The 21,620-nt window shown below is 59.6% G+C and carries 21 protein-coding genes; 8 read left to right on the plus strand and 13 right to left on the minus strand.

The genetic code is table 11. The features are described from left to right. Positions 1-101: 101 nt before the first annotated feature. Positions 102-584: an NUDIX domain-containing protein gene (locus RlegSU303_RS25335; protein WP_017956471.1), complete on the minus strand. Its 483-nt coding sequence runs from the start codon at positions 582-584 to the stop codon at positions 102-104. A gap of 425 nt (positions 585-1,009) precedes the next feature. Between RlegSU303_RS25335 and RlegSU303_RS25340 the strand changes: the two genes are divergently transcribed. Beyond that, positions 1,010-1,687, plus strand: coding sequence for a peroxiredoxin-like family protein (locus tag RlegSU303_RS25340; RefSeq protein WP_017956469.1), 678 nt, complete (start codon positions 1,010-1,012; stop codon positions 1,685-1,687). A gap of 91 nt (positions 1,688-1,778) precedes the next feature. Here the strand turns inward: RlegSU303_RS25340 and RlegSU303_RS25345 are convergent, their stop codons facing one another. The 9 genes from RlegSU303_RS25345 to RlegSU303_RS25385 all read right to left on the minus strand — a co-directional run bounded on the left by RlegSU303_RS25345 (position 1,779) and on the right by RlegSU303_RS25385 (position 11,493). Then, a complete protein-coding gene (locus RlegSU303_RS25345) occupies positions 1,779-2,849 on the minus strand; it encodes an ABC transporter ATP-binding protein (protein ID WP_017956468.1) in 1,071 nt (356 codons plus the stop codon). Between the two features lie 67 nt (positions 2,850-2,916). After that, positions 2,917-4,215, minus strand: coding sequence for a D-tagatose-bisphosphate aldolase, class II, non-catalytic subunit (locus RlegSU303_RS25350; RefSeq protein ID WP_131718437.1), 1,299 nt, complete (start codon positions 4,213-4,215; stop codon positions 2,917-2,919). Continuing rightward, positions 4,212-5,165 carry an SIS domain-containing protein gene (locus RlegSU303_RS25355; RefSeq protein ID WP_017956466.1) on the minus strand — a complete coding sequence of 318 codons (954 nt, stop codon included), beginning with the start codon at positions 5,163-5,165 and terminating at the stop codon, positions 4,212-4,214. The genes RlegSU303_RS25350 and RlegSU303_RS25355 overlap by 4 nt, the downstream gene beginning before the upstream one ends. Positions 5,166-5,176: 11 nt before the next feature. Next, positions 5,177-6,010: a carbohydrate ABC transporter permease gene (locus RlegSU303_RS25360; protein ID WP_205928039.1), complete on the minus strand. Its 834-nt coding sequence runs from the start codon at positions 6,008-6,010 to the stop codon at positions 5,177-5,179. 23 nt (positions 6,011-6,033) lie between these two features. Continuing rightward, positions 6,034-6,951 carry a carbohydrate ABC transporter permease gene (locus RlegSU303_RS25365; protein ID WP_017956464.1) on the minus strand — a complete coding sequence of 306 codons (918 nt, stop codon included), beginning with the start codon at positions 6,949-6,951 and terminating at the stop codon, positions 6,034-6,036. After that, a complete protein-coding gene (locus tag RlegSU303_RS25370; RefSeq protein ID WP_043294021.1) occupies positions 6,948-8,204 on the minus strand; it encodes an ABC transporter substrate-binding protein in 1,257 nt (418 codons plus the stop codon). Before RlegSU303_RS25370 ends, RlegSU303_RS25365 begins: the two co-directional genes overlap by 4 nt. 30 nt (positions 8,205-8,234) lie before the next feature. Continuing rightward, a complete protein-coding gene (locus tag RlegSU303_RS25375) occupies positions 8,235-9,194 on the minus strand; it encodes an N-acetylglucosamine kinase (RefSeq protein ID WP_131718435.1) in 960 nt (319 codons plus the stop codon). Next, the gene (locus RlegSU303_RS25380; protein ID WP_017956461.1) at positions 9,191-9,985 is read right to left on the minus strand and encodes a DeoR/GlpR family DNA-binding transcription regulator; all 795 of its coding nucleotides are present in this window, start codon (positions 9,983-9,985) and stop codon (positions 9,191-9,193) included. The genes RlegSU303_RS25375 and RlegSU303_RS25380 overlap by 4 nt, the downstream gene beginning before the upstream one ends. 191 nt (positions 9,986-10,176) lie before the next feature. Further along, positions 10,177-11,493 (minus strand): alpha-glucosidase/alpha-galactosidase, encoded by a 1,317-nt coding sequence (locus tag RlegSU303_RS25385; RefSeq protein WP_017956460.1) that lies wholly within the window; start codon positions 11,491-11,493, stop codon positions 10,177-10,179. Positions 11,494-11,592: 99 nt separating this feature from the next. On the opposite strand from RlegSU303_RS25385, the gene RlegSU303_RS25390 reads away from it, so the two are divergent. Next, on the plus strand, positions 11,593-12,459 hold the full coding sequence (locus RlegSU303_RS25390) for a helix-turn-helix domain-containing protein (RefSeq protein ID WP_017956459.1): 867 nt from the start codon (positions 11,593-11,595) through the stop codon (positions 12,457-12,459). 41 nt (positions 12,460-12,500) lie between these two features. Here the strand turns inward: RlegSU303_RS25390 and RlegSU303_RS25395 are convergent, their stop codons facing one another. The 3 genes from RlegSU303_RS25395 to RlegSU303_RS25405 all read right to left on the minus strand — a co-directional run bounded on the left by RlegSU303_RS25395 (position 12,501) and on the right by RlegSU303_RS25405 (position 15,598). Further along, positions 12,501-12,674, minus strand: a complete 174-nt coding sequence (locus RlegSU303_RS25395) for a hypothetical protein (protein WP_226532360.1) — start codon at positions 12,672-12,674, stop codon at positions 12,501-12,503. A 64-nt stretch (positions 12,675-12,738) separates the two neighbouring features. Then, positions 12,739-13,698 carry an HD-GYP domain-containing protein gene (locus RlegSU303_RS25400; protein WP_205928038.1) on the minus strand — a complete coding sequence of 320 codons (960 nt, stop codon included), beginning with the start codon at positions 13,696-13,698 and terminating at the stop codon, positions 12,739-12,741. Between the two features lie 85 nt (positions 13,699-13,783). Next, positions 13,784-15,598 carry a putative bifunctional diguanylate cyclase/phosphodiesterase gene (locus RlegSU303_RS25405; protein WP_131718433.1) on the minus strand — a complete coding sequence of 605 codons (1,815 nt, stop codon included), beginning with the start codon at positions 15,596-15,598 and terminating at the stop codon, positions 13,784-13,786. 382 nt (positions 15,599-15,980) lie between these two features. Between RlegSU303_RS25405 and RlegSU303_RS25410 the strand changes: the two genes are divergently transcribed. From RlegSU303_RS25410 to RlegSU303_RS25435, 6 genes are all read left to right on the plus strand, one after another. Further along, on the plus strand, positions 15,981-16,304 hold the full coding sequence (locus RlegSU303_RS25410; protein WP_072641663.1) for an antibiotic biosynthesis monooxygenase family protein: 324 nt from the start codon (positions 15,981-15,983) through the stop codon (positions 16,302-16,304). A 124-nt stretch (positions 16,305-16,428) separates the two neighbouring features. Beyond that, complete coding sequence (locus RlegSU303_RS25415) at positions 16,429-17,439, plus strand: LacI family DNA-binding transcriptional regulator (protein WP_094088077.1); 1,011 nt, start codon at positions 16,429-16,431, stop codon at positions 17,437-17,439. Positions 17,440-17,481: 42 nt separating this feature from the next. Further along, on the plus strand, positions 17,482-18,756 hold the full coding sequence (locus RlegSU303_RS25420; protein ID WP_043294019.1) for an ABC transporter substrate-binding protein: 1,275 nt from the start codon (positions 17,482-17,484) through the stop codon (positions 18,754-18,756). A gap of 72 nt (positions 18,757-18,828) precedes the next feature. Further along, on the plus strand, positions 18,829-19,680 hold the full coding sequence (locus tag RlegSU303_RS25425; protein WP_017956453.1) for a carbohydrate ABC transporter permease: 852 nt from the start codon (positions 18,829-18,831) through the stop codon (positions 19,678-19,680). Beyond that, complete coding sequence (locus RlegSU303_RS25430; RefSeq protein ID WP_017956452.1) at positions 19,677-20,534, plus strand: carbohydrate ABC transporter permease; 858 nt, start codon at positions 19,677-19,679, stop codon at positions 20,532-20,534. The genes RlegSU303_RS25425 and RlegSU303_RS25430 overlap by 4 nt, the downstream gene beginning before the upstream one ends. 13 nt (positions 20,535-20,547) lie before the next feature. Next, on the plus strand, positions 20,548-21,606 hold the full coding sequence (locus RlegSU303_RS25435; RefSeq protein WP_017956451.1) for an ABC transporter ATP-binding protein: 1,059 nt from the start codon (positions 20,548-20,550) through the stop codon (positions 21,604-21,606). Positions 21,607-21,620 lie beyond the last annotated feature (14 nt).

Here is a 21,620-nt window from a genome sequence, read left to right on the forward strand (position 1 = left end):
CAGTCATATGGCGGTGACTGTCAGATAGGATGGTTGTCTTAAGAAGCAACTCATGGCTGCCGCGCACCTGACGCATAGTGCAGCCAGCTGGGACGGCTCAATCAATAACTTCGGCCCGATTGTTCCAGATGTGTCAGGAGGCCGGTAAGCATTGGTCGCTGTCCTTTCAAGAGCTTTATGGCTGCGTCGGGCAGGGAAAACCACCCCGCACGATCAACCTCCGGAAAGCTCTTTATCCGGCCTGACCGCGGCGGCCATTCCATTTGAAATACGGAACTCTGTATCGCATTCACGTCCAGTACCGGATCGGCTTCGATCGACCACGCGACGACTATCTTACCGCCGGGTTGTCGGTATTCGCCCAACGGTGTGAACCTGCCATCGACTGCGACACCCAGCTCCTCGGCAGTCTCCCTGATTGCGGCCGCGAGCTCGTCTTCGCCGGTCTCGATCAGCCCCTTCGGGATCGACCATGCAGCCTCATCTTTCCTAGCCCAGAAAGGACCGCCCGGATGGACGAGAAGGACTTCGTGGTCCTTGGAAATGCGCCGGTAGATGAGAAGTCCGGCGCTGCGGATGACCATCGCGTTGTGCCCTTCTTGTATCGATCACGAGGCCAGGCACTCCTCACAGATGCCGCACCCATCGTCGTCCATCCACCGACGCCGCCGCTTGCAGCAAAGGCAAGCACGACTATCCGGCTGCTCTTTTGTGTCTTCCGGAGGAATGATCTCGATCGTCGTGTCGAATAGAGTGTCAGCTACAAGCTCCGCCATCTCGTTGCTCCATCAGTCTGTTCTAAATAAGATAGGAGCGGTGATCGATACCGGCAAGCTCTCGACGACGTCAGGCGGTTCAATGAAGGGTCAGCTTCGACGCCGGTCAGAGCGGCAAATGGCATTCCGACCAGATTCGGCGATCTCAACATCGAACGCTGGGCCTTCTTGCGACAAGTGATATAGTTAAATTTCGGTCGTCTACCTGGACGATACGACAAAGGAACTATTCCATGGAAGACCAGAAACGCCCGCTGCAACCAGGAGAAACCGCCCCCGCCTTCGCACTCGCCACGGCCAACTTCGACGGAACCGTCTCTTTCGCCGATTTGAGCGGTCGCCCGTTCGTGATCGGGTTCTTTCGCGGGCTGCACTGCCCGTTCTGCCGGCGCCAGGTCGAACAGCTTGCTGGCATACAGCCCACCCTCCGCGCCGCCGGAGTGGAGACCGTGGCCGTTATCAACACACCGGTAGAACGCGCTCGCCTGTATTTCCGCCACCGTCCGACGCCAGTAACGCTGCTATGCGATCCCGACTGCCACACACATCGGGCCTATGGTGTGCCCCATGCTGAGTTCCTGCCCGATGGGAGCAGCAAGCAGCCCGAATGGCCTTATAGCGCGACGATGGCGCAGTTCCAGGCGGCGCGCATCAACCCCACGGGCGAGTTGCCGGAATTGCTACAGCCCATGGAAGCCAATACTATACTCAACGCCAAGGACCACTTCGAGCTTGATGAAGCCGATATGGCGATCTTCGCGAACCACGCTACCCAGCTCGTCGGGCACTTCCTGGTCAATGCGAACGGCACCATCGCCTGGTCGCAAATCGAGGCGCTGGACGGGCCGAACAGTCTTGGCATCTTCCCGACTGCGGCGGAGATAATCGCCGCCGCCGGCCTTGAACGCTGACTTTCAACGAACCATTGGCCAGCGTTGGCGAACTCTCCGACCTGTCATCAGTTTGACCTCCGCGTTCCGCCAGTCCGAGAAAATAGTCACGTTAGACAGACTTTAACCGTTGTTCGGTTTTTGCGTCGAACAGATGCAGTTTGCTGAGGTCTGGGCTAATGACGATCTGGTCGCCGGCGCGGAGATCAAGGCGCTCTCTTACCGTCGCAACGAGATGATCCTCACCAAACTTCGTGGTGACCTGGATCTCAGCACCGGTGGGCTCGACGAGAACGACCTCAGCGGCAACGGGACCTTGTCCGATTGTGAGATGTTCAGGGCGAATGCCGTAGATAAGCTGTGCACCGCGTTCCAATGACGCTGCTTCGGGCAGTGGCAGCCTACCTCCGCCGTCCGCGATCAACTCTAGCGGCCCTGAAGTGCTGACCTGGCCTCGAATAAGGTTCATCGCCGGCGAACCGATGAAGCCCGCGACGAAGAGGTTTGCCGGCCGGTCGTAGAGATCGAGTGGCGAGCCTATCTGCTCGACGAAGCCGTCCCGCATCACAACAATCCGATCGGCCATCGTCATGGCCTCGATCTGATCGTGGGTGACGTAAATGGTCGTTGTCTTCAGTCGCTGGTGCAGTTGCTTGATTTCCGAACGCATCTGCACACGCAGCTTCGCGTCCAGGTTCGACAATGGTTCGTCAAACAGGAAGACCTGCGGATTTCTAACGATGGCACGGCCCATCGCCACACGTTGACGTTGGCCACCCGACAGGTTTTTCGGATATCTGTCGAGCAGATGCCCGAGCCCCAGAATTTCAGCGGCCTCCCGAACACGTTGCCTGGTCTGTTCCTTTGGGGCTTTCGCCAGCTTCAGCGAAAAACCCATATTCGCCTCGACTGTCAGATGGGGGTAGAGCGCGTAGGATTGGAAAACCATCGCGATATCGCGTTCTTTTGGCGCGACATTGTTCACGACCTTGCTGCCGATCGATATCCGGCCGGCTGAAATCTCTTCGAGGCCGGCGATCATCCGCAACAATGTCGACTTCCCGCACCCGGACGGACCGACCAGGATCACGAATTCGCCGTCTTGGATATCAATATCCACTCCATGCAGAACTTCGAAGTGACCGTAGCTCTTGCGGGCATTCGCCACATTTACTGACGCCATAACTTTCTCCGGCTGAATGTTGGTATCTTCGGGACGCAGCCGCTCGTCTGACATGGCTGTCGATTGCTCATCGGCTTGGCGTGGCGGCTGAATAAGGCGCCAGTACCGCGTCGATCGCAGCAAGGCAGAGTTCGCGGGCCTTCGGAGCGACCCGCTTTGAAACCACGTCGCAATAGAGTCGGCCGAGATATTGGCTGATCAGAGTTTCGGGAATTTCATCGGGGAGCCGGCTGAACAATTCGCCGACCGCGGCGGATGCGCGGGGATCCGGCCAGTAATAGCGAATTCGATCACTATAGCTGAAATGCCGTTGCAGTCGCTCCTCATCGGGACTGCCGCCATAATGGGCCGCCCAGCTTGCCGGTTGTTCGACCATGATTTTTTCCATGGTCCTCACCAGTCCGGCTCGTGGCGTCCTCCCTGTAAGCACGTCAGCAATCGCATCGAGGCCGTACAGCGCTTCGCGCAGCGCGAAAGTCAGCCCTGGTCCGACCTTGAGGATCGCAAAGCCGCCGTCGACGAGAGCAGATAGCGCTTCGGCCGGCTGGTAGTCGGTGGAATGTGCTTCGAAAACCAAGCCCGGCATGTCGTCCAGCGAACGAATGAGGCTCGTGGCCCGTTCAGGCTTGTAGAGCGCCACGTCGGTATTGCCAAATTCCACGCCCGGCTGAACCACGATCCCAATGACCCGCTCCATCGCCGGCGCCAAACCTGCTTCGGCAAACGACGCCCGGTGAACCGCCAGCGTTTTCATCGCCGCATCGGCCCGGGTAATTTCGATGTCTTCGAGTGCGTGCGTTGCACCACCTGGAGGCGGCACCTCGGTTCCGATGATATAGACCGGCGGAGGGCGGCCTGAACGAAGAGCGGCCTCCTCAGCGGCCTTTGCCAATCGAGCGGCCCGCGCCGCGGTCAATTCGTCATCGAGCGCCGCTGGTTCACCGGCACAGCCCATCGACGCGTCCAGGTGAATCTTTTCGAACCCTGCCTCGACATAGGCCGTCACCATAGCCGCGGCGCGCAGCATTGCCTCCTCGGCCGCCAGTTTTCTCCAGGGGTTGGGGCCGAGGTGATCGCCTCCGAGGATGATGCGTTCGGCTGGAAAGTCAGCCGCTGCGGCGATGTCCTCGATGAACCGGCGAAAGTCCGCCGGCGTCATCGCGGTATAGCCGCCCTCCTGATTGACCTGATTGCAGGTGGCTTCGATGAGGACCGCCCGGTGCTCCATGCCGGCACGCCGAAGGGCTGCCTCGATGACCAGCGGATGCGCCGAGCAGACCGAAGTGACGCCATGGGGAAAAGGCAGGTTTCGGGCACCGAAAAGCTTTCGCAGCGCGGTCTGGCGGTTTTCTTCGATCGACGTCATGCGAGCGTTACAACCTTCGTCAGGTGACGAGGAGAGACCGTGTCGATTTGCCGGGCCTGCGCGGCGCGTTCGCCGAGGACCTGCAGCGCCGGAAGGACAACGAGGCCCGCAAGCGACAGATCGACATCGACGGCGAGTTCCAGATCGCCTGGACCACCCACACCGATAACGACCGCGCCTTTTTCTCTCAGTTCTCCCACCAGTTTCGTCTCCGCCTCCCTCTGGTCGGAGCTGTACAGCATGACCGCAACCGTCTTTGCGTCAACGAGGCTGATCGGCCCATGACGGTATTCCAGCGGGTGGAAGGCCTGGGTCATGATCTGGCTCATTTCCATGAGCTTGAGCGCTCCCTCCAGGGCGATGCCGAAGAGCGGCCCGCCACCGAGAAAGACGAAGTGCGACCGGTCGGCGATAATTCCAGGAAGCGCCGCATCGAGAGCGCTCGCGAGCTGGCGGGCGGAATTCACGACAGAGGCAGGAACCTTCTGCCCGATCATCTGCAAACCGAGAAGGACCATGAGGCTAGCCGATACCGTCATGACGATACCTTCGTCCGGATGGGTTTCGGCCGCGATCATCCGATCGCAATTTTTCGCGAGAGAGCTTTCCGGTTCGACGGTTATCGCCGTCACGAAGGCGCCGGCGGCGCGGCTTGCCTTTGCCGCGGCGACTGTCTCCGTCGTCTCGCCGCTTCGGGAAAGCGCAACGACGTGTGTGTTGCGCCACTCCGGCCAGAAGGCCGAGGGCCGGTTTTGCCATTCCGCACCAGGGACCGCGATTGCCTTGCGTCCGGCCATATTGGCATAGGCTGCCAGCGAGAGTGCAAGATTGAAGGAGGTGCCGCAACCGACGAAGACGAGCAGCTCCGCGCGGTCGTCGGCAGAATTCAATTCAATGGCCTTCTCCCAATAGGGAAATTGCTCGAAAATAACCTTTTCGGTCGTGCTCATGAAGTCTCCGATTATTTGACGGAACCGGCCAACAGGCCGCTGACGAGGTAACGGTTGAGAAAAATGACGACGAGGGCGGGGATGACGATCGCGATCGAGCCACTCGCTGTGATGAGGCCGTAGTCGATGAAGTTCTTCGTTACGAATTCCGGAATCAGAACCGTTAGCGGCTTCGTCCCCTGCGGCGAAAAAATGAGCGGTACGAGATACTGCCCCCAGGCACCCAGAAACGTGAGGATTGCCGCTGCCGTCAGACCCGGTCCGGCCAGCGGCAGGACGATGTTGAAGAAGATGTAGAGCCGGCCCGCTCCGTCGAGTTGCGCCGCCTCTTCAAGTGCGATCGGAAGAGCTTCGAACACGCTCCGCAACAGCCAGAGCGACAGAGGCAGGAAGGCCGAGACATAGATCAGCGAGACGCCCACATAGGTATCGACGAGATGCAGCTTGATCATGATCTGATAGAGCGGGATCAAGACAGCGTAGGCGGGAATGGCTAGGGTCGCGACAACGGCGACAAAAAGCGCTTTCCGGCCGGGAAACTGAAGCCTGGTGAACGCGTAAGCCCCCAGAGAGGATATCGCGACGCAAAGCAGCGTGGCAGCGATTGAGGTCACCACGCTGTTGAGCAATGCGGCCCGGAACTGTTTGAACACCTCCACACCCCCGATCCGCGCAATATTGATGCCGAGCAGCCGGGAGTAGTGATCGAGCGTAAAGTGCTGCGGGAAGAAGTTGATCGGCCGGGTCGAAAAGTCTTCGCTGGGCGTAACCGAACTCGCAATGGTCCAGTAGATCGGCCCAAGAGACCAGATCAACAGGACGACGACACCGGCCCAAATCATCATTCGATAGGCAATAGTAGATCTCATCAGTCGAACCGTGTGTTGCGATAGACACGAAGGACGTAGACCAGCGAAATCAGCAGAGACACGAGAGTGATCACGACCGAAAGCGCCATGCCATACGAGAAGCGGAGATTCTGGAAGGTTTCGAGGTAGATCTGGACGAGCACCGGTCGGGTCTCGAGGCTGGCGCCCGCCAGAACCCAGGCCTCGTCGAAGAGATTGAAAGCGTTCACGGTTGCGTTCGTCATGGCAACAGCGATCGCGCTGCGAACCAGCGGCAGGGTTACCCATCCGAACATCTGAACGCGCGTGGCCCCATCGATCCGCGCAGCCTCATAGAGATGAACAGGGATACTCTGCATCGCCGCAAGAACGATGACGATCGTCAAAGGCATCATGCGCCAGACATGGACGATCGTTACGGCGACGATTGCGCTGGTGCGATCGTTGAACCAGACGTGATTTTCGAAGGGGAGCCCGAGCGCTGAAAGAATGCCGTTCAACAGACCCGCGCCCGGTTGATAAATCCAAAGCCAAATGACCGAATTCACAACGCCGGGCAGCGCCCAGGGCAAGATCACCGCAGCGAGAACCCATTGCCGCCCGACCTTGATCTGATTGATGAGAGCGGCTGCAAGAACGCCGAACACGGTTTCGGCGGCGACAGCCAGAACAACATACATGAGCGTGTTGCTCCAGGCCGTCGCGAGCTGGCCATCCGACAGCATTCGGCTGTAGTTCTCAAGACCGACGAATGGCGTGCCGGCCTGCATGGGGTTGACCCTGTGCAGGCTGTCCCAGACGGTTCTTCCCATGGGGTAGAAGACCAAAGCTGCCATCGTGATAACGATGGGCGACACCAACAGCAAGCCGAGTGTGGCGTCGGCGTTGAAGCCGACCCCACGTTTGCTGGTGGCCCCTTCGGACGCCAAAGCGGTCATTGCGCCATCGCCTGCTTGGCGGCGGAAGCGATAGCCTCCATCGCCTGGTCGACGCTCATCTGTCCCTTGGCAGCGCTATTGATCGCTGTGTTTACGCCGCTGGAAAATTGGGGGTACCAAGGCGGCGTGCCCTGCGGGAACAGCGGCTCAACCGTCTTCGACTGCGCCACGAGAGCGTCGCCGCTGTTCAGCTTTCCGGATTCGTTGAGTTCGGAAAGCGCCGACGTGCGTGTCGGCAGGAAGCCGTTCACGGCATTCTTCTTCTGGAAGTCCTTGCTGGTAAACCATTTGACGAAGGCGATCGCCGCCTCCTTGTTGGGAGAGACGTTTGGAATAGCCAGCGCTTCCGGAAGGCCGAAGCTGCGCGTTTCACCGCTTGCCGTCGGCACGAGGATCGCCTCTACCTGGCCGGCGACTTTCGACTGCTTGGGGTCGTTCATCTGGCCAAGGCGACCAGGCTCACCGGAGATCATGATGCTGGTGATGCCCTGGGCGAACATGCTCTCGTTGATCTGGCTGTCCTTCAGGCCGGTAGAAGCCGGATCGACCAGCCCTTCCTTGAGAAGCATCAATTCGAAAGCAAGCGCCTTGTAACCAGCCGAATCCGGCGAGGTGAAAAGCGGATTGAAGTCCTTGTCGAAGAGTTCGCCACCGAAAGCCTTCGTCAGCAGGTACCAGCTCGTCGACGCGCCTTCGGTTGCCGAAACCGGCAGGCCGATCGGATATTCGACAATGCCTTTTTCCTTGATCTTCTTGGCTGCAGCGACCAGGGCGTCCAATGTTTTCGGTATCTCGGTGATGCCTGCATCCGTGAAATGCTTCTTGTTGACGAGCATCACCCGGAAGTCGTTGGTGTAGGGAATTCCCAATAATTTGCCGTCGACCGTGAAGATCTTGGCAACGCCGATATCTTTCACCGTATCGGCGTCGATCACGTCGTTGAGCGGCATATACCAACCGGCCGCGCTGAACTGACCGGTCCAGGACCAATCGAATTCGGTCACATCCGCTGGTGCTGTACCGGCAACCAAGGCTGTCACCAGCTTCGGGCGGATGTCGTCCCACGACAGGGTCTGCAGGTCGACGTGAATGCCGGTTTCGGCCTCGAAGTCAGCGGCGATGTTCGGTCCCTGCGGCGATGGCATGAGCACCGTGATCGACTGACCGGCAAGCGGCTTGGCGTCCTGGCCCAGAGCGGGTGCGGCGATTGCCAAGGCCGCCGATGCAAGTAGAGGCAAGATCAATTTATGCATGTTCCCATCCTTCATTATTCTTGAGCTCAATTACTGGGATGCGCAGTCACCGCCTTCGGCCGTGGCCACGATTTGCCCGAACCAGCCGTCGTCTAGTGGCCAGTCGAGAAGCTGGGCGGCAGCCAGGAGCGCGCCGCCAATGGGGGGAAGTTTCGGCAAAGCCGGAGGCCTGCCGATTCGCCGTTCAAGCGCCTCCAAAAGAAGCCGGCTCGAAAAAGTACCGCCGGCATAGGTCCAGTCGGCATCCGGATCACAATGGCCGGCAATTGCCGCATGATGCTTCGCCAGTTCATCGGCCGCCTGCTCGATCAACCCGATCGCCCCTCTATCGCTGCCAAGTGCGACCTGATCGACGAGGGTCGAAATTGCTGCAATGTCCGCCCGTGGGTTCGCCAGGGAGCTGGCCCAATCGCCGAGCCCATTCATTGGATTGCTCAAGTCGATGCGAAGATGGTCAAACAGGGCCTTTGCGAGAGCTGTTGCCGCAGCACGCCCGTCCAAGCTTTGGCTGACGAGATTGAGCGCCCTCTGCCCGATCCAATGACTGCTGCCCTCGTCACCGATGAGATCTCCCCAGCCGCCGGTGCGCGCCGACTGGCCTTTGGAGTTACGCGCCCATGCCATTGAACCCGTGCCGGAAAGAATGAGGATACCCGGCTCGCCCGCAAAAGCACCGAGGTGCGCCGCGTCCACATCGTTGAGGACGCGGCGGTGGACGTTTGGGAACAGGCGCTCGATCGCATCGCGCTGTAGAGCCGAGAGGCGCTCAACCTCGCCGTAGGCGGGCAGCGCTGCGGCGACGGCCGCCAGATTTCCTTCATCGCGAAAGGGAAGGAGATGCTGCTCCAGCTCATGGAGCCAATTCGGATTGTCCATGGGATTGACGCCATGGCCGCGGGAACGCCGCAATATCCGGCCACGCTTGTCCGCGAGGGCAACCAGCACCTTGCTTCCGCCACCATCGATGCCGAGGATCAGCGCGTCGCTCACTCTTTCGCCCTCAGATCCGCGATTGTTGCGTCGACGCCGAAGTTGACAAGCTCCTCGCGCCAATGCCGCGAAAGCCCGGAATCGGTAATGACTTTCGCGGTGTCCAGCGGCGCGACCTTGTAGGTCGCGGTGGTTCCGAATTTCGAGGAATCGGCCAGGACGAAACGATTGGCCGACCGAGCCAGCATGCGCCGGTTGAGGCTCGCTTCCGCACTGTCCACGCTGTAGATCGAGCCGTCAGAGCTAATGGCGCTGGCGCCAAGAAAGAGCTGGTCGAACCATAATGTTTCCAGCATTGCCTCCGCCTGAGGTCCGACGAGCGACGCATTTTCGCTACGCAGCTGACCGCCGAGAAGCACCACCTCCAAATTCGGAATATTCAGGAATTCCTGCGCTACCGTCAGGCCGTTGGTGAATATCCTGAGCGGCATGGGGTTGATGCGAACGAGGCGCGCAAGCTGCAGGACGGTGGTTCCCGCGTCGAGAAAGATCGCCGTACGCGGATGAAGCAGGCCATAGGCCGCGGTGGCAATCGCCCGTTTGGCTGACAGGTGGCGCTTTTCGCGCTCCTGAAATGCAACCTCAACCGACGATCCTTCGGCAATGCGCGCTCCACCATGCACGCGATCAATGGCGCCTTCCTGCTCAAGGATCTGCAGGTCTCTACGAACCGTGGCAAGCGATGCTCCGATCGCATCGGCAAGCGCCTGAATGGTCGAAAACCCGTTCGCGTAGAGGTGGCTGCGAATGGCATCCAGTCGATCGACCTTCACTCCAACTGCCTGGCTCAACGACAACCTCCCTCACGGCCGATCCCAATTTCGATCATACTTTCACTTAAAATGATCAGAGTCAATCAGCGTTCTGACGTTTGTTGATTTATTGGATGATGACTGGAATGAAAAAAGACGCGCCGTGAATTCACGGCGCGCCTAAAACGAATGAACTGCCATGCGCTTGTGGCTGGCTTACCCGCGGGATCTCACTGATACCTCGGCAGCAAATCCCCGTGCGCATCGATCAGGTCGTCGACAAGGTTCCAGATTTGGTCTGGAGACAATTCCGCAGACGTATGCGGATCAAGCAGAGCAGCTTGGTAGATGCGCTCGCGGTTTCTTGTAAGAGCCGCCTCGACCGTCAATTGCTGAACGGAAACGCTCAAGTTCATGACGGCGGAAAGCTGAGAGGGGATCCGACCAACCCGGACCGGCTGAATTCCGTTTCTGTCGACATGGCAAGGCACTTCCACGATGCATTCATCGGGCAGATTCTCGATCAGGCCGTTGTTTGGGACATTGCCGTATATCAACGCCGGATTACCAGTTACCGCGGCATGAATGATGCCGGCCGCATATTCATTGCTGCGGCACACCTCGATCGGCTTGTCGCCTTCCAGTTCCTTGCGCAGGTCATGCCACTCCTTGATCTGCACCTCGCAGCGCCGGATGTATTCGTCCAACGGAATATTGAGCTGATCGATCAGATCCCCTCGTCCCTCCTTGATGTACCAGGAGGTATACTCGGAGAAATGCTCGCTGGATTCGGTGACGAAGTGGCCGAGCCGTTTGAGAACATCGAACCGCACCCGATCGTCCGGCGGAACGCGGCCATCGGCGGCGAGAGCGTTCAGTCGCGGATAAAGGTCTTCCCGCCGTCCGTCGCTATGAATTTTCTCATATTTCAGGAAGAAGGCGACGTGGTTGATCCCAGCCGAAACATAGTTCACGTCGGCAATGTCCTCGCCGAGGCATTGCGCGAGATGCCCGGCTGTGTGCTGCACACTGTGACACAAGCCGACGGTGCGGATTTCCGGGGCCAGATCCTTGATCGCCCAGCAGTTGATGGCCATCGGGTTGACGTACTGCATCAGAAGAGCCTGCGGGCAGACCTCCTGCATGTCTCGGCAGATCGCCTCAAGGACTGGTATCGTCCGCAAACCGCGGAAAATGCCGCCGATGCCAAGGGTGTCGGCGATCGTCTGACGCAAACCATATTTTTTTGGAATGTCGAAGTCCGTGACGGTCGCCGGTTTGTAGCCACCGACCTGCATCATGAGGATCACGAAATCGGAACCGCGCAGCGCTTCTCGCCGCTCGAGCGTGGCGTCGATCCTGACGTTTGAAAGCTTAAGTGACTCGCAGATCCGGCGAGCGACGATCTCTGAGGTCTTCAGTCGCTCGGGATCGATATCGAAGAGGCTGATGACGTAGTCGCCGCCTCTCTGCGAGGACAGGACGTCTCCCAGAATGTTCTGTGCAAAAACGGTGCTACCAGCGCCTACCAGGCAAATCTTCGGCATTGCAATCTCCGTATCGGTTGTGATTGCTTATTGCTCCTTCTAGATTGGAATTTCTTCCCGGCATTTGCCTATTAATTCCGGAATTCGAGTCTCAGACACATGAAACATACCCAAAGCCGCGGCGAATGGATTGGATCTCGAGGGGAGTTCCTGATCGAGCGTCACATCGCTGATGCGATGGCCGCACCGCATTGGCACGACCACGTTGAATTAAACCTGCTGATGGCAGGCCAGATGACCTATCTTTTTAATGGAAGGCGGGAACAGGTGGAGGCCGGCCGCCTGGTCTTATTCTGGGCCGCGATTCCCCATCAGACGATCGCTGTTGCCGAAAACGCGCCGCTCGTATGCCTCTATCTTCCCCTTGTCGATTTTCTGGGTCTGCCGGTGGACAGAAAGGCAAGGCAGTCGATCATGCAGGGGAGATTTCTGGCGCAGGGAAATCAGGAAGCGATGGATGCTTTGATCCTTCCACGATGGGAAAAGGAATGGCAGTGCGGCGGTGCGGCAAGACGGAAACTGGTCGTGGAGGAAGCGCGACTGCGAATACGACGTCTGATCCTGGACAATGCTGAAAGCGACAATTCGCCAATCCATGTCTCTCCGACATCGTTGGCCGGCCAGGCGGTGCGCCACGTCGAGCTGCTGATCGACCTCATCAATTCCCGCTACGCAGATCCGGTAAGCGTAGCCGATCTCGCAAAACTCGCGGGAATGCATCCAAGCACCGCCAACAGCGCTTTCCGAAAGGTTTTGGGAATATCAGTCAACGAATACCTGACTCGACATCGGATTGCCCGGGCGATGCAGCTGCTGACGGACACGGACGATCCGGTCCTCCAGATCGGTTTTAACTGCGGGTTTGGTTCCAATAGTCGCTTTTACGAGATTTTCAAGGAGCGAACGGGTACGACCCCCCGTCATTTCCGGGAAGCGGTGAACTCCAAGAACACTCCAGCGCCGTGATGAGTTTCCAACCGACGAGGTCGTGATGGCTCTGTGCCTACTTATTTCGGCTCACTACCTGAGCAGATGCGTGCGGCTTGCGCTTCGACCTCACGCGGATCCAGCGTCGCCGTTTGGTCCCGGCGATAGATCTCGGCGGAAATCACCGCCAGGCATCGATCAAAATCGGAGGGACGGATGAGGATCGCGCCACCAACGATGATCGCCGAAAGCAAGATCGCCCCCGCCAGCAGAATATCACTTCTGACCATGTTCCCCCAGTGCGACCGCCGTGCGGCTTTAGTGGAGCGTGCCGCTGATCACCATTTTTGAAACGAATGCGGAAAGAAGCTGGCTATCGAAATGGCCCGGCGAATTCATCATCATGTTGATCGCCTCTGCTTGCGAGAAGGCACGCTTATACGGTCTGATCGTGGTCAGCGCTTCGTAAACGTCACAAATCGCCGCAAGCCGGGCGACGTAAGGGATGTTCTTTCCGGCGAGCCGGCCAGGATAGCCCGAGCCATCGAACTTTTCGTGGTGGTAGCGACAAATGTCGAGCACCGGCTTCGGGACATGCGCGACATGGGAAACCAGCTCATATCCCCGCTGAGGATGCCCGCGGACAAGATCCATTTCCTCGGCCGTCAGTTTACCGGGTTTCGTCAAAACTTCGTCCGGGAGCACCATTTTTCCGAGATCGTGAACCAGTCCACCCAGTCCCAATACCCGCACATCCTCTTCTCCATGACCGAGGCTGCGCCCTAGGGTGATCATCAACGCGCTAACCGCCAACGAGTGGAGGAACGTCAGCTCATCTTTTTCCTTCAGCTTTGCGACTGCGATCAGCGCTCCGGCGTTGTCGAAGGCTGCCGACATGATCCGCTCCACAGCTGCGCTTGCCGCATCACTGGCGAAAGAGGCTTTGATCCTGGCGTGGGCAAGCATTTGACGGATCTGCGGTCTCGTATCCTCGACGCATTCCCTCGCCTGCTTGATATCCTTTGCCGAAAACACGGCACGAAGCTGGGCTTCAAACGCAGCCCGGTCGATGTCCTGTGCCCCGCCCGGATCGACATCCGCGCCTTTTCCGACGTCGATAACAACAGTCATCAGGCGGTTTGCCATCAAATTCTCGACCTGACCGGCGGCCGAGATCAGAAACGGCTTGAACCGGCGTGTCCTGTCTTCCCCCTCGATTTCGACGTCCTCGACATACATTCCTACCCGCAATTGGCTGACATGTATCCGTTTTCGCATCTCTGATCCGTTCAAAATGATCTTGGTACTCAAGCGTTGTCTCAGGTATCCGGGGGCTGGCCCGAGCGCGAAAACCTCGCTCAGGCTATAGGGCTCCGGCACGGGTCTTGTCTTGGTTGAGCCGTTGTCCGTGCTGCTCTAAAATGGCCGCGGCAACCGTGCGATCGACGGCTTTCGAAAACAGATAGCCCTGTCCGAGCTTGCAGCCGAGCTGGCTCAATTGAACAGCTTGGGGTTCTGTTTCGATCCCTTCTGCGACGACCCGGATTCCCAGCTTGTCAGCTATTCCGATCAGGCCCTCAACGATGAAGGTCCCAGCGTCGCCCGGCACCATGCGGTCGATGAAGGACTTGTCGATCTTGATGATGTCGACCGGCACCGTCAGCAGATGGGTCAAAGACGCGTAGCCCGTGCCGAAGTCGTCGAGGGCAACCCGCAAGCCCTTGGACCGAAGAGCCTTTATCTCCTCCGCTACGACATAGTCCCGTTGTCCGAGATAAACCGATTCCGTCACTTCGAGGATGATATGCTTGAGAGGAACCTCCGCTTCCCCGAAAATTCGGCACAGCCTGTCTTGCAGATTGCCGCCACGAAAATCTGCGGCGGACAGGTTGATGCCGACATGCTGGAGAGGAAGGCCCCGGGCGAGCCAGCTCCGGATGTCCCTTGCAACCCTGACCAACATGCGTTGAGTGAGCTCAGCAGCAATATGCGCGTCTTTTGTCGCCTCATGGAAATGCGCTGCGGCTATGATTTCGCCGGAAGGCGTGGTCATTCGACATAAGGCTTCGAAACCTACAATTTCCCGTGTATCGAGGCGCAAGATCGGTTGGTAATGCGCGTCGATCCTATCGTCTTCCAGGGCGACGCCCACGTCCCGAACCGCCCTGAAGCGTCTGGTCAGGGCGGTGCCCAGGCCGGGATAGTGTTGCACGTATCGACCGCGGTTGTGTTCTTTCGCATGATAGAGCGCCACATCGGCGTTCTGGCGGATCTGGTCAGGGTTTGTTTCGGTCTCTGCCAACGCGCCGCCAATCGTCGCGGCGGGAAAGACGACATGTCCGTCGCACGTTGAAGGAGAAGACAGCGCTTTGAAGATGTCGGTTGCCCTCGCATTCAAATCAAGGTCTTTGTCGTCCGACACAATGACAGCAAACTCATCTCCACCGAGCCTAAACGTGTTTTTGGCGCCTGCTGCCGTAGCGACTCGGTCTGCAACCACTTGAATCAATGCGTCGCCGGCTGCGTGCCCGAACGTGTCGTTCACGAGTTTCAAGTTGTCGATGTCAACAAGCAAGATGCCCCAGGCGCGGCGGGATCGAGGCAGATCTTCGGCGAGAAGCTGGTTGAAACGAGCGCGATTAGACAGTCCCGTCATGGCGTCGCTATATGTCAGTCGCTGACGTTCCATCACCCGTTCTTCGCGATCGATGGCGATTGTGCAGAGATGGACACAAGCCTCGACGAGGTCCCGTTCGACGGCCTTCGGACCGCGGTGGTCTCGATAGTAGAAGGCGAAGGTGCCGACTACCCGGTCGCCGCTCTTGATCGGGCTGGACCAGCAAGCCCGCAACCCCAGCGGAAGCACCAAGGACTTGAAATCCTGCCAACGAGGATCGGTCTCGATATCGGTGACAACGACCGCTTCTCCGAAATAGGCGGCAGCGCCACAGGAGCCCGCAAGAGGACCGGCTTCAAGACTGTCGACAGCCGCTGAATAGTCAGGCGGAAGGGAGGGGCCAGCAAGTGTATGAAGACGGCTTCCATCAAACGTCAGCACCGAAGCGATGATTCCAGGAACGGCGGCCTCAACCCTGAGGCAAAGTTGCTCGATCGTTGCTGCCAGCGGTTCCCCTTTGGCAATCATTTCCAGAATGGCATTCTGCAACTGAAGGATCATGACGTTACTTCCCGGAAGGAGACCCTGCCTACCAAACCGACTTTCAAATCAGGTTACGCCGTTGATTAGATTTTGATCGAATGAACGCACCTCGCGAGCCATCAACGGCCGAGCCCCCGAAGCGGAGTTAGAAAGTCCAGACCCGAGGCAGGGTCGATCGGCTCACGCGGGCCTTGAATAATCGATCGTGGGACTCATCTCCTTTTGCTCGTGGAACAGACGTTCCGGGCTGAACGGGTGTGATGCCCGGATTGGCGCATGCCTGGCGCATAATCGCCTCTGATTGGCGGGGCCTGGTGCCCTGTTCCACGATGCCATGCCGTTTGAGGCAGACGTCCTCGACCGTCGGCTTGCTTCATTCAAATGTCACGGGGTGCAGAACATGACGAAAGTTCCAACTATCGCCCGTATCTGGCGCGGTCGCACGAAGCCGGAATTTGCTGATGAATACGAAGCTTACAATCGCGCTGAGGGAATTCCGCCACTGCTAAAGACGGCACTCGGCGTCCAATTGCTGCGCGAAGATCGAAAGGATGAAACATGGTTCACGACGATCTCCTACTGGGCCGACATGGAATCGATGACGGCGTTTACGAAAGGTGATCCAGAGCAGGTTCATCATCTAGAGCGAGATGCAGAACTGCTGTGCGAACTTCCTGAGCGTATCCAGATACACAAGATAGTGGTTCCGCCAAACCTGCGTTGAGCGTTCCTAGCTGTCTCCTACAGCTTCCACGCTTTTTCCCGGCCAGAGATAATCGTTCCAAAACGTTTTGGCTTGACTCCCAAAACGTTTTGGAGAATCTTTTTCTCACTTCGGGAGGAAGGTCTTGGCCAATCTCAAACAACTCGCGCAATCGCTGGGACTGTCGATCACCACGGTGTCGCGTGCGCTCGACGGTTATGCCGATGTGTCGGCCACCACGCGCGAGCGGGTTCGCGAGGCTGCCGACAAGGTCGGCTACCGGCCGAATGCTTCGGCCCGCCGCCTCCGCAAGCAGCGAGCCGAGCTCGTTGCCGTCACGCTGCCGAGCGATCCCGGCCATATCGGCCCTCCGCATTTCCTCGATATGTTGTCCGGCTGCGCCGAACATCTTGCTGCTGCCGGCCTCAATCTGGTGATTGCACCGGTGCCGCGCGGCGAGAGCGAACTCGACATCTGCCGCCGCTTCGTCGATGGCCGCCGCGTCGATGCCATGCTTCTCGTCCGCACCAAGCGGAAGGACGAGCGCGTCGAATTCCTGCAGTCGCGCGGCATTCCCTTCGTCACCAACGGCCGCACCGAAAGCCTGACGCCCCATCCCTATATCGATGGCGACGGCTTTGCCGGCTTCCGGGCCGCGACTTTGCGCTTCCATGCTGCCGGCCACCGCCGCATCGGCCATATCGCCGGCCCGCAGGAATATTACTTCGCACATGACCGCTGCCGCGGCTGGCGGGCGGCGATGGGGGAATGCGGCCTTGCGACCGATCTCTGCGCCGAGGGCGCGCCGCTGGAACAGGGCGGTTATCTCGCAGCACTCGAACTTCTGCGCCAACCGTCGCGTCCGACCGCCCTCGTGTGCGCCACCGACGAAATGGCGATCGGGGCTCTCCGGGCGCTGCGCGAGGTCGATGGCGGCAACCAGATCAGCATTGTCGGCCATGACGACCTGCCGATGGGCGCCTTCACCAGCCCGCCGCTCTCGACGATGCGTATGACCGGCGAACACCTCGGCGCAAGCTTCGCCTCGCTGCTGCTGCGTGCCATTGCCGGCGAAACCGCCGAAGAACTCCAGGAACTTCATGCGATCGAATTTGTCGATCGCGACAGCCATCGCCGTCCGCTTAGAGCGGCATAGACAGCAGTGCATCTCAAACAAAGAACAATGAAGGAGGAGAAGATGAAACATATCATGTCATTTGGAATTCTGGCTTCCACCGTGCTGGCCTTCGCCTCGCCGGTGCTTGCCCAGACGGTTTTCGTGTCCACCCAGCTTCGTCCGATCGAGGAGGCGACCGTCGTCCGCGAAGAACTCCTGAAGGACGTCGGCCCGGTCGATTACGTGGTCGAGGAGCCGCCGCAGTTTGCCGTCCGCATGGAGGCCGAACGCCAGGCCGGCAAGCACACCGTCAGCCTCGTCGGTGCGCTGCATGGCGAGCTTTCGCCGCTCGCCGACAAGGACACGCTCGAACCGCTCGACGATCTCGCAAAGAAGCTGGCAGCGAGCGGCATGCCGCAGTCGCTGCTCGACCTCGGCAAGCTCGGCAAGTCGACCCAGCAATATATCCCGTGGATGCAGGCGACCTATGTGATGGCTGCCAAGAAGGAAGCCCTGCAATACCTGCCTGCCGGCGCCGACGTGAACGCGCTGAACTACGATCAGCTGATCGAGTGGGGCAAGAACATGCAGGAGGCGACCGGCCAGCCGCAGATCGGTTTCCCGGCCGGCCCGAAGGGGCTGATGGCGCGCTATTTCCAGGGCTATTTCTATCCGTCCTTCACCGGAGGTGTCGTGCGTACCTTCCAGAGTGCGGATGCGGCCGCCGGCTGGGAGAAACTGAAGGCGCTATGGGCTTATGTGACGCCGAACTCGACCAGCTACGACTTCATGCAGGAGCCTTTGGCTGCCGGCGAAGTCATGGTCGCCTGGGATCATATCGCCCGCCTGAAGAATGCCATTTCTGCCGCACCGGATGATTACGTCGTCGTCCCCGCTCCCGCCGGTCCCAAGGGTCGCGGCTACATGCCAGTCGTTGCCGGTCTCGCCATTCCGAAGGGTGCGCCTGACAAGGCCGGCGCAGAAAAGATCATCGAGCACCTCTCCATGCCGGAGACGCAGCTCTTGACCGCCTCAAAGGTCGGCTTCTTCCCGACGCTGAATGTCAAGCTGCCGCCGGATCTCGATGCCGGCGTCGCCCTGCTCGCCGGTGCGGTCACGGCAACCCAGGCTTCCAAGGACGCCATCATCTCGCTGCTCCCGGTCGGTCTCGGCGACAAGGGCGGCGAGTTCAACAAGGTCTACATGGATAGTTTCCAGCGCATCGTGCTGCAGAACGAGCCCGTCGCAGACGTGCTGAAGACCCAAGGCGCGACGATGGCCAAGCTGATGACCGACACGAAGGCTGCCTGCTGGGCGCCCGATGCCAAGAGCGATGGCCCCTGCCCGGTCGAATAAATCTGCCCATGAAGCGTCCGGGCGAAATGCCCGGACGCGCTTTCACCCCTCTGCTCGTCAAGGCCGGAGCCGATGACCAACAGCCGACCCTGGATCCCTTATCTGCTGATCCTGCCATCCGTCGCCTTCCTGGCGCTGTTGTTCGTCGTGCCGCTGGTACAGACGATCTGGCTGGCGGTTTCGGACAATGGAGCACCATCGCTCACCAATGCCGAGCGCATGGTGACCGACATCAATTTCATCCGCTCGGTGAAGAACACCTTCCTGCTGACGATCGCGGTCGTGCCGGTGCAGATCGCCATTGCGCTGGCCATGGGCACGATGGTCGCCAAGATCGGCCGCGGGCGCGAGACGATCCTGTGGATCTGGACAATCCCGCTCGGCATTTCCGACCTCGCCGCCGGTCTCGTCTGGCTGTCGATCCTGCAGAACACCGGATATCTGAATTCGCTGCTCTTCGGCCTCGGTATCATCAGCAGGCAGGCAAGCTGGCTCTCCTACCAGACACCGGTCGCGCTCTTCCTCGCGATTGCGGTTGCCGAAATCTGGCGCGGCACGGCCATCGTCATGGTCATCATCGTCGCCGGTCTCAATCAGGTGCCGAAGGAGTTCAAAGAAGCCGCCGAAATCTTCGGGGCTGGCCCGTGGACGCGCTTCTGGCGCATCACCCTGCCGCTGATCCGCCCCGCCCTGCAATCGGCGTTGATCCTGCGCACCGTGCTCGCCTTCGAGGTCTTCGCGGTGGTCTATGCGCTCGGCGGACGCAACTTCCCGGTTCTCGTCGGCGAGGCTTATAACTGGCAGAACCAGAACCAGAATTACAGCGTCGCCGCCGCCTATGCGGTGCTGATCATGATCATCTCGCTTGCCGCCACGCTTATCTATCTGAAAGCCTTGAAGGTCGATCCGGAGCGCCTGCCATGACCACGGATACCGTCAACACGGCTGCGGACACCCGCAACGCCGCCGGCTTCGTCTCCTCGCGGCGCTGGCTGCTGTGGAGCGGCATCGCCGCACTCTGCGCCTGGGTGCTGGTGCCGATCTATCTGGTCGCGCTCGGCGCGCTTGGCGGCCGCCAGGGCGTCTATATCTGGCCGAAGACGGGATTGCCGACCGGCATTTCACTGGAGCCCTTTTTTCTCTTCCTGAAGACGGAAGGCGTCGTCCAGTCTTTTCTCAATTCGCTGGGTGCGGCAGGCATTACGGTGGCGCTTTCGATCCTGCTCGGCGCGCCGGCCGGTTACGCGCTCGCCCGCTACGATTTCCGCGGCAAGGACAGCTACCGGCTTCTGGTGCTGCTGACCCGCGCCTTCCCGCTGGCAATCCTGGCGCTGCCGCTGACGGTCTCCTTCATCCGGCTCGGCCTCTACGATACGATCCTCGGCGTCGGCCTTATTCATACGGTCCTCGCCCTGCCTTTCGCCGCACTCGTTACGCAGGGCATTTTCCTCGGCGTGCCGAAGGAGTTGGAGGAAGCCGCCTGGGTGTTTGGCTGCACCCGCATCCAGGCCTTCTTCAAGGTGGTGGCGCCACTCGCTCTGCCCGGCATTGTCGCGACCGCGGTCTTTGCCTTCGTCATCTCCTGGAACGAGGTTTTTGCCGCCTCGGTGCTGACGGTGCGCAACCGCACACTGACGGCCTACCTGCTGACCGTGCTTTCGGAAAGCCCGATGCACTATCGCTTTGCCGGGGGCCTGATGCTCATCCTTCCCTCGGTCGTCTTCATCTTCGCGGTCAGACGCTACCTCTTCGCGATCTGGGGCATTTCCTCCAAATAACGGGACCAGAGACATGGCCAATATTGTCATCGACCGCATCCGCAAGAGTTTCGGAGCCTTCCAGGCGCTGAAAGAGGTCTCGTTGACGATCGACGACGGCGAATTCGTCTCGCTGCTCGGCCCGTCCGGCTGCGGCAAGACCACGCTGCTGCGCATCATCGCCGGCCTCGAGACCGCAACATCAGGCGATGTCCGCATCGGCGACAAGTCGGTGATCGGCTTGCCTCCCAAGGATCGTGGCCTTGCGATGGTCTTCCAGAACTACGCCGTCTTTCCGCATATGACTGTTTACGAGAACGTCGCCTTCGGGCTGCGGATGCAGAAGGCCGACGACGCACGCGTGAAGGCGCAGGTCGAGAAAGCCGCCGGCCTCTTGCATATCGAGCAATATCTCGACCGCTACCCGAACAAGCTTTCCGGCGGCCAGCGCCAGCGCGTCGCAGTCGCTCGTGCCCTTGCCGTCGAGCCGAAGGTTCTACTCATGGACGAACCGCTTTCGAACCTCGACGCGCTGCTTCGCTTGGAAATGCGCACCGAACTCAAGACCGTGCTGCAATCGGCAGGCACCACGACGATCTACGTCACCCACGACCAGACGGAAGCGATGGGCCTTTCCGACCGCATCGCCGTCATGCATGGCGGCGTGGTCGAGCAGGTCGGCCATCCGGTCGAGATCTACAATCACCCGGCGACACGTTTCGTCGGCGGCTTCATCGGCAATCCGCCGATGAACTTCATCCAGGTGCCGGTTTCGAACGGCCAGGTGGCGGTAGGCGCCGAACGGCTCGTGGCGCCGCAGGAATCCGGCGATCAAATCGTCCTCGGCCTGCGCGGCGAGGCCGTCGAACTCGCGCCGCTGCCGCAGGGTCTCGAAATGCGGGTTCGCGTTGCCGAGCCGATGGGCTCGCATCTGCTGTTGACTGGGTCGATCCATGACCAGCCGGTCCGCGTCATCCTGCCGGCTTCGGAGACCGTGAAGAGCGGCGAGACGATCGGCCTAAAGCTCGACCAAAAGCGCATCACCTGGCTTTCGCCCGAAAGCGGCAAGTCCTTTCCGGCCGTTTTGGCCTAAGAATACCGGAGCAT

This window comes from Rhizobium sp. SU303 (assembly GCF_021052345.1).
GTDB lineage: Bacteria > Pseudomonadota > Alphaproteobacteria > Rhizobiales > Rhizobiaceae > Rhizobium > Rhizobium laguerreae.